This window comes from Nostoc sp. (assembly GCF_036917455.1).
Classification (GTDB): domain Bacteria; phylum Cyanobacteriota; class Cyanobacteriia; order Cyanobacteriales; family Nostocaceae; genus Nostoc.
In genome coordinates, this window is sequence record NZ_JBALDK010000264.1 from 1 (window position 1) to 11,517 (window position 11,517).

The 11,517-nt window shown below is 41.7% G+C and carries 9 protein-coding genes; 5 read left to right on the plus strand and 4 right to left on the minus strand.

Annotated features, from left to right (window positions below; all coding sequences use genetic code 11):
* Positions 1-1,388, plus strand: a 1,388-nt coding sequence (locus V7K42_RS28360) for a bifunctional orotidine-5'-phosphate decarboxylase/orotate phosphoribosyltransferase (RefSeq protein ID WP_334920991.1), incomplete at its 5' end; no start/stop codon positions are given.
* A 103-nt stretch (positions 1,389-1,491) separates the two neighbouring features.
* Positions 1,492-2,586, plus strand: coding sequence for an AI-2E family transporter (locus V7K42_RS28365; protein ID WP_334920993.1), 1,095 nt, complete (start codon positions 1,492-1,494; stop codon positions 2,584-2,586).
* 378 nt (positions 2,587-2,964) lie between these two features.
* Here the strand turns inward: V7K42_RS28365 and V7K42_RS28370 are convergent, their stop codons facing one another.
* Positions 2,965-5,418, minus strand: a complete 2,454-nt coding sequence (locus tag V7K42_RS28370; RefSeq protein WP_334920995.1) for an ATP-dependent Clp protease ATP-binding subunit — start codon at positions 5,416-5,418, stop codon at positions 2,965-2,967.
* Positions 5,419-5,755: 337 nt separating this feature from the next.
* Between V7K42_RS28370 and V7K42_RS28375 the strand changes: the two genes are divergently transcribed.
* Positions 5,756-6,052, plus strand: a complete 297-nt coding sequence (locus V7K42_RS28375) for a DUF3288 family protein (RefSeq protein ID WP_094332546.1) — start codon at positions 5,756-5,758, stop codon at positions 6,050-6,052.
* A gap of 35 nt (positions 6,053-6,087) precedes the next feature.
* On the plus strand, positions 6,088-6,279 hold the full coding sequence (locus V7K42_RS28380) for a hypothetical protein (protein ID WP_334920997.1): 192 nt from the start codon (positions 6,088-6,090) through the stop codon (positions 6,277-6,279).
* Positions 6,280-6,451: 172 nt separating this feature from the next.
* Here V7K42_RS28380 and aroC read toward each other — a convergent pair whose 3' ends face one another.
* The 3 genes from aroC to V7K42_RS28395 all read right to left on the minus strand — a co-directional run bounded on the left by aroC (position 6,452) and on the right by V7K42_RS28395 (position 10,036).
* On the minus strand, positions 6,452-7,540 hold the full coding sequence (aroC, locus tag V7K42_RS28385) for a chorismate synthase (protein WP_334920999.1): 1,089 nt from the start codon (positions 7,538-7,540) through the stop codon (positions 6,452-6,454).
* 290 nt (positions 7,541-7,830) lie between these two features.
* On the minus strand, positions 7,831-8,913 hold the full coding sequence (psbA, locus tag V7K42_RS28390) for a photosystem II q(b) protein (RefSeq protein WP_334921000.1): 1,083 nt from the start codon (positions 8,911-8,913) through the stop codon (positions 7,831-7,833).
* A gap of 619 nt (positions 8,914-9,532) precedes the next feature.
* A complete protein-coding gene (locus V7K42_RS28395) occupies positions 9,533-10,036 on the minus strand; it encodes a 2TM domain-containing protein (protein ID WP_334921002.1) in 504 nt (167 codons plus the stop codon).
* 363 nt (positions 10,037-10,399) lie between these two features.
* On the opposite strand from V7K42_RS28395, the gene V7K42_RS28400 reads away from it, so the two are divergent.
* A complete protein-coding gene (locus V7K42_RS28400) occupies positions 10,400-11,116 on the plus strand; it encodes an ROK family protein (RefSeq protein ID WP_334921004.1) in 717 nt (238 codons plus the stop codon).
* The last annotated feature ends 401 nt before the right edge of the window (positions 11,117-11,517 follow it).

Genomic DNA, 11,517 nt, shown 5'->3' on the forward strand with positions numbered 1-11,517 from the left:
GTTTACTATTTGTAGGACTCGATCCAAATCCAGAGATGATGCCTGTGCGTTATGAATCTGAAGAACTAATCGCTGGTTTGGAGGAGTGGTTACAATTCATTATTGCGGAAACTGCTGATTACGTTTGTGCTTATAAACCGACACTTGGCTTCTACGAAGCGTTAGGTATTCCCGGTTTAGAATTGCTGTACAAAACTTTAGCAGCTATTCCAGCGCACATACCAGTTATTTTAGATGCCAAACATAGTGACTTAAATACTAGTACCATTTTTGCCCAAACTGTGTTTACAGAATGGCATTTAGATGCAATCACTCTTAGTCCTTATACAGGACAAGATCATGTCGCACCTTTTTTGGTCTATCCTGATAAAGCTGTGTTTATTTTATGCTGTACTTCTAATCCAGGTGCAGAAGCTTTACAGCAATATCCTACAAACGAGTCACCCCTTTATTTACAGGTGGTAAAAGAATCAAAAACCTGGGGAACTCCAGAACAATTGGGTTTGGAAGTAGGAACTACAAATCCTGAAGTCTTAGCACTTATTCGAGCGATCGCACCTGAACGAATTATTATGGCGCGTAGCATCTGGGCTGAAGGGCTAAACCTGAAGCAAATTTTAGAAGCGGGCTTGAATACTAACGGTGATGGTTTGCTAATTCCTGTTCCTCAAGATATGTTGGCAAACACACAACTATCTGAGGAAGTCAAGTCTCTACGCGCAGAAATTAATCAAATAAAAACTGAAATTATTTATGAAAATTCCACATGTTCTGTGTGGTTTCCTGACGTTTGTTTCCTAAATCAGCACCCCCACCAGGATTTGATTTTACAACTTTATGACATTGACTGTATTATGTTTGGCAGCTTTGTCCAAGCATCAGGGGCGATATTTCCTTATTATATCGACTTACGCAAAATTATTTCCAACCCCCAAGTTTTTAATCAAGTTCTCACAGCTTATGAGGATATTTTAAAGAATCTTAATTTTGATAGATTAGCAGGTATTCCCTACGGTTCTTTACCCACAGCGACTGGTTTAGCTTTGCGTCTTAATTGTCCGATGATTTTCCCTCGTAAAGAGGTAAAAGCCCACGGAACTCGGAGAGTAATTGAGGGTAACTTTCATCCTGGTGAAACAATTGTAGTGGTTGATGATATTCTTATCAGTGGTAAAAGTGTCATGGAAGGAGCAGAAAAGTTGGAATCAGCAGGATTAAATGTTAATGATATTGTGGTATTTATTGACCACGAACAGGGTGTGAAAGATAGGTTACAGCAAAATGGTTATTGTAGTCATGCGGTTTTAACTATTTCGGAAATTACTAATACTCTGTATCAAGCAGGGCGAATAAATGAGGAGCAATTTTTAGCTTTTGCTGAAAGTTAATAATTGGGAATTGGGAATAGTTTTCTCATTCACCTGTGATTGAGTATATTTAATTCCCAGGTTAAATCTAGTAAATAAAATAATCTTAGCTGTTAAATTAATTATGAATTTTTCACTCAACCAACTACTTAAATGGTTAATTTTTACGCTGCTATTTCCTCTAGTCTTTCTCAATGGTTGGCTAGTATTTTTGCTTATTAAAAATATTCAACCTGTTGTCACCATTCTTGTTTTAGCTACTTTGCTTGCATTCGTTTTAAACTATCCTGTTACCATTCTCCAAAAGCGAGGAGTGAAACGTGGCTATGCAGTATCATTAGTTTTTATATCAGCATTGATAATTATCATTGCTCTGGGTATCACTTTAGTACCCATTGTGTTAGAGCAATTTAATGAAATGGTTAAAGTCTTTCCCCAATGGATTGATTCTAGTGAAGAAAAACTTCAAGTTTTAAATGATTGGTTCTTTAGACACAAATTAAATGTGAATTTAAGTCAGCTATTAGCACAAGTAACCGATCAATTACCTAATGAATTAGAGTTCGTTACGGATAAACTTTTAAGCATTATTATAGACACGATTGATAGTGTTTCTGATGCATTAATCATAGTAGTGCTGACTTTTTACCTCTTGTTAGATGGCCCAAGAATTTGGGAGGGAATATTTAAGAAGTTACCAGGGAAATTTACTCAACAGGTAAGCCAGTCTATTCAGCAAAACTTCCAAAATTATTTGATTGGGCAGGTAACATTGGCTTTGTTGATGGGAGTTTCAATAACATTAATGTTTTTAGGTTTTCAAGTCCAGTTTGCTTTACTCTTTGGCTTGGGAGTTGGGCTTTTGAGCTTAATACCCTTTGGTGATGTTGTCAGTCTTGTTGTAATCACTTTTTTAATAGCCACACATGACTTTTGGCTAGCAGTAAAGGTTTTTGCTGTAGCTGTTGTGATTGACCAGTTAATCGATCAGGCGATCGCACCACGGCTTTTAGGCAGATTTACTGGACTTAGACCAATCTGGGTGTTAATCGCTTTACTTGTAGGAACTAATGTCGCTGGAGTCTTAGGTTTGATAATCGCGGTACCTGTTGCTGGTTTTATTAAAGATGCAGCAGATGGGTTTTCTAAATCTGGTGATTCTGAGAATGTAGTTGAAAGTGAAGTGTCATCAGAATTGTTCCCAGAGGAATCAGTATAGAAATAATTTATTTTAGGATTACTATTTGATTTTTGAACGAAATTAGGTATTGTAGAGTGTGTTAAAACGGAGTTCGTAACGCACTATTATCACGGTTTTAATGCGTTATGCTGTCGCTAACACATCCTACGCATATTTTCTCCAAATCAAACCGGATTCCTATATATACTAAACTCATTATAAATACCTGTGGGTAAGTGGATATTGCCCACTAAAAATAGAATTGCATAAAAAAAGCCCCCAGCATTTTTACTGGGGGTAAGAAATAATACCATTTCACTTTATGTTTGTCGGAGATGCCCCTACTTGTGCCTCTACTTAGATGAGAGGCTAGAGTGATTTCTCAAATATTACAGCAAAAAGTGATCGGGTATAAAATTAACCAACATTTGCCAAGAGCAATTCTCGTTTTTCTGATTTTTGTACTCTCACTTGAGAGTCATCATCAACATCGATAAACGCTGTGTCTCCATCTGCAATTTGACCAGACAGCATTGCTTCAGCAAGAGAATCTTCTAAGAGGCGCATAATTGCTCGACGTAACGGCCTAGCACCATAGCTGGGGTTATAGCCTTCTTGGACTACAAGTTCTTTGAAGCGATCGCTAACTTCAAGAATAATTCCTTTTTCTGTCAAGCGTTTAGAAACTTCACGAAGCATAATTTCAGCAATTTGCTTCACTTCATCCCTAGAAAGCTGGGTGAAGACGATAATTTCATCGAGACGGTTCAGGAACTCAGGACGGAAGTAAGCTTTCAATTCTTCATTTACCAAGGTGCGAATGCGGTTATAACTAGCGTCGGCTTGAGTGTCGAAGTCAAAGCCTAAACCACTACCGCCTTTTTCAATCACCTTGGAACCGATGTTAGATGTCAAAATGATCAGCGTGTTCTTGAAGTCAACTTTCCGACCTTTGGCATCGGTAAGATGACCGTCATCCAAGAGTTGCAGCAGCATATTGAATACATCGGGGTGCGCTTTTTCGATTTCGTCGAATAGCAGCACTGTGTAGGGTTTCCGCCGCACAGCTTCTGTCAGTTGTCCGCCTTCGTCGTATCCGACATAACCAGGAGGCGAACCAATTAGCTTGGCGACGGTGTGGCTTTCCATGTATTCGGACATATCTAGCCGAATCATTGAATCTTCCGCACCGAAGAAGTAGGCAGCTAGTGCCTTCGCCAATTCTGTTTTACCAACTCCGGTAGGGCCAGAGAAGATAAAGCTAGCAATGGGACGATTGGGATTTTTCAAGCCGACGCGGGCGCGACGGATACCGCGAGATACAGCTGAGACTGCTTGCTCTTGACCGATGAGCCGTTGATGCAGAGTGTCTTCTAGATGCAGAAGTAATTCTGACTCAGATTCAGTCAGCTTGTTGACTGGTACGCCTGTCCAAGAGGCAACGATTTGAGCGATGTCTTCCTCATCAACTACAGTCGAGTTGACAGGTTGATCGTTTTGTTCAAATGTTGCTTGCACTTGTTCTGCGAGTTTTAATTCTTGGTCGCGCAGTTGTGTAGCTTTATCAAAATCTTGGACTCTGACTGCTGCTTCTTTTTCTTTAGTAACGCCAGCGAGTTCACGCTTGAGTTCTTTATTGGGAGAACTTTGAGAGTTCCGCAGACGAACGCGAGAACCAGCTTCATCAATTAAGTCTATTGCCTTGTCTGGTAAAAAGCGATCGCTAATATAGCGGTCTGATAATTCTGCTGCGGCGACAAGTGCCGCATCCAAAATTGTGACTTTGTGGTGCTGTTCGTAAGCACCGCGCAAGCCGTAAAGAATTTGTACGGTTTCCTCTACCGAGGGTTCCCCAACCATAATCGGTTGGAAACGACGCTCTAGGGCAGCATCGCGCTCAATGTGCTTCCGATACTCATCAAGGGTAGTTGCGCCGATGCACTGGAGTTCACCCCGTGCTAAGGCAGGTTTGAGGATGTTTGCTGCATCCAAACCACCTTCTGTACCACCAGCACCAACCAAGGTGTGAATTTCGTCAATTACCAGAATGATGTTGCCAACAGTGCGGACTTCTTCTACAACTTTTTTGATGCGTTCTTCAAAATCGCCACGGAAGCGGGTTCCAGCTACCAATGACCCCATATCGAGGCTGATAACTTGCTTGTCTTGCAAACTTTCGGGAACATCCTGGTTAATAATCCGTTGAGCTAGACCTTCTGCGATCGCAGTTTTACCAACTCCTGGTTCACCAATCAACACTGGGTTATTCTTGGTGCGGCGACCGAGAATTTGGATTGCCCGCTCAATTTCCTTCTCACGACCAACTACGGGGTCAAGTCTGCCTTCTTGCGCTAATTTGGTCAAATTTCTGCCATATTCTTCCATCGTTAGCGGTTGGGTGCGCTTTTGACTACCACTACCAGCGAAAGCTGGTGCATTTTCACCCAAACGGCGAACTATAGCACTGCGAACAGTTTTGAAGTCAACCCCTAGATTTTGTAGAACTTTGGCGGCGACACCTTCACCAGCCTCAGTTAAACCTAATAGTAAGTGTTCAGTGTTGATGTAATTCTGTCCCAGACTATGAGCTTCTTTAAAAGATTGCTCGAAGAGGCTTTTCACCTTGGGAGTAAAAGGAATTTCTGGTGGTACAAAGCCAGAACCCCTACCAATAATTTTTTCTACCTCGCGACGTGCGTCTTTGAGGGTAACGCCTAACTCGGCCAGCACTTTAGCAGCAACCCCAGTTCCTTCTCCCATCAAACCCAGGAGAATTTGTTCAGTTCCTACGAAATTGTGTCCCAGGCGACGTGCTTCCTCCTGAGCTAACATAATTACTCTAATGGCTTCGGAAGTGAAGTGTTCAAACATAATGGGTTCTTGCTCCCTCGCTGCTTGGACTTTGGGTGAGATAAAATTCACCCTCATCTAAAGTTTTTTGTATTTTCTTAATGACTAATGTAACTTTATTTAAAGTTAAGTGGCAGTGGTGAGAGCCGTAAGACATCAGGTGTACTAGCCGTCTAAGAGGAGTTAGAAGTAGAGACGGGATTAATCGCCTCTGTACGGGAGTTCTCAATTTTACAATTAGTTTTCCAGTGGAGAAGATGATTTGCTTTTGCCTTTTCTGCTCCCTGCTCTTAGCTAAACTTAAAACTTATGACTCAGAACTGGTTAAATGCACCGCTAACGACACTCAGGATTTACGATGACTCAACCAACGGCCGGTAAAGATCAACAACACCCTCTTTATAACCGCGATCGCCCCCTTATTGATATCTTACTCTCTCAAGAGGCGACAGACTATAACTTAGCAGAATTGGCTAGACTCCGAATGCGTTATCAAGGCTTTCCAGGGGCGAGAGATATCCAAAAAGACCTAGATAAAGTCTTGCAACAGTGGGGTTTGACTGAGGCCGAGCTTTTTGAGAAAACTCGCAAAATTCACGATTTAGGGGGTATTTACAAAAGTCGCGGTAAAAAAGACGAACAGGATTGGAATTAGCGGATGGGGCATTGATTATTCATGACAAACGACCAATGACTAACTCAGTATTGGAATTGCGATCGCTACCTTTTTTGCGGGAAGAGATGAGTTTAGGTAAATCTTCTTGGAGATATTCTAAATCGATAAGCCAATTTGGTAGCTTGGTGGACTTCAACATCATCGTCCACAATCATCATTTTCCAAGCTTCAGAATTAGTGTACCCATCAGCTTGGTGGAGTCTTAAGTCGATACGGCGCTGATTCTGAAGACTTTGTTATGAAATTATTTATCAAGAAGTAATTAAATTCCTGTAGTTTGATTAGATTAAATAACACATTTAGATTACAAAATTAACTTAGTTGAGACGCGAAAATTCGCGTCTCTATGCGCCTAAAATTCCCACTGATAATACATACCTACAAAACCTTACACTGCCCATGATGCCGTAACAAATGGTCACATAATATCAACGCCACCATTGCCTCAACCATTGGAACTGCACGCGGTAATACACAAGGATCGTGTCGTCCTTTTGCTGCTAATAGAGTTTCTTCACCCTCATTAGTTACAGTCTTCTGCTCTTTTCTAATTGTTGCTGTCGGCTTAAATGCAACTCGCAAAATGATATTTTCCCCGTTGGAAATTCCGCCTTGAATACCACCAGAACGGTTTGTTACTGTGCGGATTTCACCATTTGGATCGATATAAAATTCGTCGTTATGCTCAATTCCCGTTAATAGCGTTCCCGCAAAACCGGAACCAATTTCAAAGCCTTTGCTAGCAGGGAGAGACATGACACCTTTAGCGATATCAGCTTCTAATTTATCAAATACTGGTTCGCCTAAACCTTTGGGCACATTTCGCGCCACGCATTCTACGACACCGCCGATAGAATCGCCTTGTCTACCTATTTGCTCAATTAATTCAATCATGCGATCGCCACATTCAGCATCAGGACAGCGAACGATATTGCTTTCTACTTGTTCTAAGGTGACAGTATTGGGATCGACTACACCTTCCAAGTCTTTGATGCGCTTAACGTAAGCAATAATTTCCACATTGGCGATTTGACGGAGAATTTTTTTAGCGATCGCACCAGCTGCTACTCTTCCGATTGTCTCACGTGCTGAAGACCTACCGCCACCTTGCCAATTGCGAATACCATATTTTGCATCATAAGTTGCATCGGCGTGAGAAGGTCGATACTTCTGTGCCATCTCGTCGTAATCTTGAGGACGAGTATCTTGATTACGTACCAAAATTGTTATGGGCGTTCCCAGCGTTTTGCCTTCAAATATCCCTGATAAAATCTCACAGGTATCAGCTTCTTTGCGAGGAGTTGTAATTTTACTTTGTCCTGGCCGCCTTCTATCTAGTTCTACTTGAATTTCTTCTGCCGAAATTTCTAGTTGTGGAGGACAACCATCAATTACAACCCCCACACCGCCGCCGTGAGACTCGCCAAAAGTACTAATGCGAAATAGATGACCAAAAGTGTTGCCCATGATCTTAAAGAAAAAGGATTAGGCTTATGTATTTTACCTAGAGTTTGTGCAAAAGTTAATTTTTATGCTTTGGCACTGGGAATGTTTGACGTATATCATTTCTAAATGAGTTGTTAAAACCTCTATTTCTTATCTCTCCGTGTTCTCTGCGCCTCTGTGGTTCGATTAGAAAACTATTTTTCACAACTCATTTAGGATTGATTGCTATCTAACCTATCTTTTACCTATACAAATAAGAAAGCGCCCTCCGTTACCAGAGGGCGCTCTCTCATTTAGCTAAACTTTACTATTTAACCGTTGATAGCAGGAGCGGAAAGAGCCACAGGAGCAGAATCGCCAGCAGCCAAATCTAGAGGGAAGTTGTGAGCATTGCGCTCGTGCATTACTTCCATACCCAGGTTAGCGCGGTTGATTACATCCGCCCAAGTTGCAATCACTCGACCTTCAGAGTCAATGATTGATTGGTTGAAGTTGAAACCGTTCAAGTTGAACGCCATTGTGCTTACACCCAAGGCGGTGAACCAGATGCCGATTACAGGCCATGCTGCGAGGAAGAAGTGCAGTGAACGGCTGTTGTTGAAGGAAGCATATTGGAAGATTAACCGACCGAAGTAGCCGTGAGCTGCAACGATGTTGTATGTTTCTTCTTCTTGACCGAATTTGTAACCGTAGTTTTGAGATTCGGTTTCGGTTGTTTCACGAACCAAGGAAGAAGTTACTAGGCTTCCGTGCATTGCAGAGAACAAACTTCCGCCGAATACACCGGCTACACCTAATTGGTGGAAGGGGTGCATCAAGATGTTGTGTTCTGCTTGGAACACGATCATGAAGTTGAATGTTCCTGAGATTCCCAAGGGCATACCATCAGAGAATGAACCTTGTCCGATGGGGTATACCAAGAATACTGCACTTGCTGCTGCTACTGGAGCTGAATATGCAATAGCAATCCAAGGACGCATTCCTAAGCGGTAGGATAGTTCCCATTCACGTCCCATGTAGCAGAATATGCCAATCAGGAAGTGGAAAACTACTAGTTGGTAAGGACCGCCGTTGTACAGCCACTCATCTAGAGATGCTGCTTCCCAAATTGGGTAGAAGTGCAAGCCGATGGCGTTGGAGGAAGGTACTACTGCACCTGAGATGATGTTGTTTCCGTAAATTAAGGAACCTGCTACTGGTTCGCGGATTCCATCAATGTCTACTGGAGGAGCGGCGATGAAGGCGACTACGAAGCAAGCGGTGGCGGCTAGCAAGGTGGGGATCATGACTACGCCGAACCAACCGATGTAAATCCGGTTGTTGGTGCTGGTGATCCACTCACAGAATCTATCCCATACGTTGGCGCTTTCGCGACGTTGTAAGGTTGTTGTCATTGTTTTATAAATGCGGTTATTTGTGGATGAATTAGGTAGGTTTGACTACCTGTTACACATCATAAAGAATTTATTGCGTTTTGTAAAGTGTTTTCAGAAAAAACTTTATCTTGGGATTTACGCACTTGCAACAGAAAATCCCCAATCTAGTAAGAGGGATTGGGAAAACGCATCTTTGATCGCAACTGTTGGGTGGGTGTCTCTTGCCAAATATTTCAAGATTGGTAATACTACATCCATTGCCCTGCTTACCTTCCAGAGTTTTATCTTTTAATTTTCTTATTCAAAATACTCGGAGAGTGCCATTCGTATACATACAACATCCAGAAGTTGACCACACCCAAGCCGGAATCAGATGACAACCAGTTGAGTCAACAGAGGTAAGTTTACCCTCATTCATGCAAGGGCTTTCAGGGTTATTACGTTTGATGACTTACCTAACAAGTTCGCTTCCTGAATAACTTTTCGCAAGCAGAACTACGGGCAGATTTAGTGTATAGATTATTTTAAAACTTCAAAAGCCTTACCATTAAACAATTTCAGCAGTCCAAACTCCCACTTGCGGGGTTTTTCTTTGAATTAGTGATATCTACAACGAGCTTATACGCAAGCAAATCTACTAAGCCTGTAATGCCTTAAACCACTTATTCAAAACGCTGCTAATGGTTTTCTTAATCTCATGCTTACGATTCCACTTCTGGAATGCCATTTCATACTCTTCACCTTTGACTTGAAAGGTATTCCAGACATCCAGCCCTACAGGTAATCCGCAGAATAGCAGAATGTACAACGACCAAGAAATTCCACCACCAGTAATTAAATCAAGCAGTATAAAAAAGCCATTAAGGATTGCGTAATTCCCTAAACGTTTCTGAAATCTTCTGATGCGGTAAGTGTCAAAAGCTTTTCGTTGTTGAACTTGACCTTGTTGTACTAGCCAATCGCGTTCTGCTAATTTTAAAGAATCAGGTGAAATTTCTAACTCGGCAGCAATTTCTAATATCTGCTCGTAAGAAAATTCTGTATCTTTGTCATTAGCTTGACGAGCGATCGCTAAGTGCAGAATTTGGTGTACATCTTCTTGGCTATAAGAGCGGATGCTTTTAGGTTCAAACGCCGTCATAATTCTTTCTCTTAATATTACTTTTAATAGAAATTTGCTGCCCGATAGATTTTAAGCAGCTACGCCAGTACTCTTTCTATTATCTCTACATTAGCAAATCTGAATGTTGTCGCGCGTCTAAATGTATTGGATTTTTAACTTTGCTCGTATCTACTCAGGACTCAGCAATACTAGACTGTGGTTGTCGATAGGTGTAAATATCTTGAATAACTTGCACCCAAGCTACAGGTAACTTACCAATATTGGGCATTGCTTATTTCTCACCCACTCCCCTCAATATAAAGACTCTCCAAACATCCGATCCTATTGGGATGCAGCAGAGCATAATAACGAAAGAACAAGCATTAACAAGGATGTAAGCCAATGGTTGAAGAAAATGGATCGATTCGTACCCTATCGGTTGATATTGGTGGTAGTGGCGTTAAAGCTATGGTTTTAGATATTACGGGGACTCCTGTAACAGAAAGAGCGCGTTTAGATACACCTCAACCGGCTACACCGGAGGTTGTAATTAATGCAATTGTTGTCTTAGCTGCGGCTCAAGGTGAATTTCATCGCGTTTCGGTCGGTTTTCCTGGTGTGGTGCGGTGTGGAGTCACAGAAACGGCGGTAAACTTACATCCAGATTGGATTGGATTTGATTTGGAAACAGCATTATTAAAACATTTAAATAAACCTGTACGGGTGATTAATGATGCAGACATGCAGGGGTTGGGTGCGATCAAAGGTTTAGGTGTAGAACTGGTGATTACTCTGGGTACAGGGTTTGGTTCGGCTTTATTTGTAGACGGAAAGCTAGTACCAAATATGGAAATGGGGCATCATCCGTTTCGCAAAGGAGAGACTTTTGAGCAGCAGTTAGGGCGTGCAGAGTTAGAAAAAATTGGTGATAAAAGATGGAATAGGCGTTTAGAAAAGGCGATCGCATCCTTGCAACATCTGTTCAATTATGATTACCTTTACATTGGCGGCGGTGAAGCTGTGAGAGTTAATTTTCAGCTACCGTTAAATGTGAAACTCATCCCCAATATCACTGGTTTATTAGGTGGTATTGCTTTGTGGCGAGATGAAAAAAGGTAAAAAGTTTTTCAGCATCCCCAACTAAGTGTACTAAATAATATCTCCCACAGGCTTACATATAGACAGTGATGCGGGAAGCCATTCCGTGTCTATGCGTTCTTAGCGGTAAGCTGTCGCGCCTATAATTTGCCTCATAATCTTTTAGGTAAAACCTGTAAACCCTCTTCTCTGCTCCTCTGCTCCTCTGCTCCCCTGCTGTCTCAATGTGCAAATTAAAAACACAACAGCTTAGTCTGCGGTAAGCCGCTTTGTATCTACGTTAAAAAAAATTGACTTTGGCAAAGAGTTTTAGCCTTAACTCAACTGTATTGCCCTATAATTTTGGAATATCAGGAAGTCTACGCCTGTAGTCAAGCTTACATTAATTGCTGGAATAGATATATTATTTGTGGTCACATCTT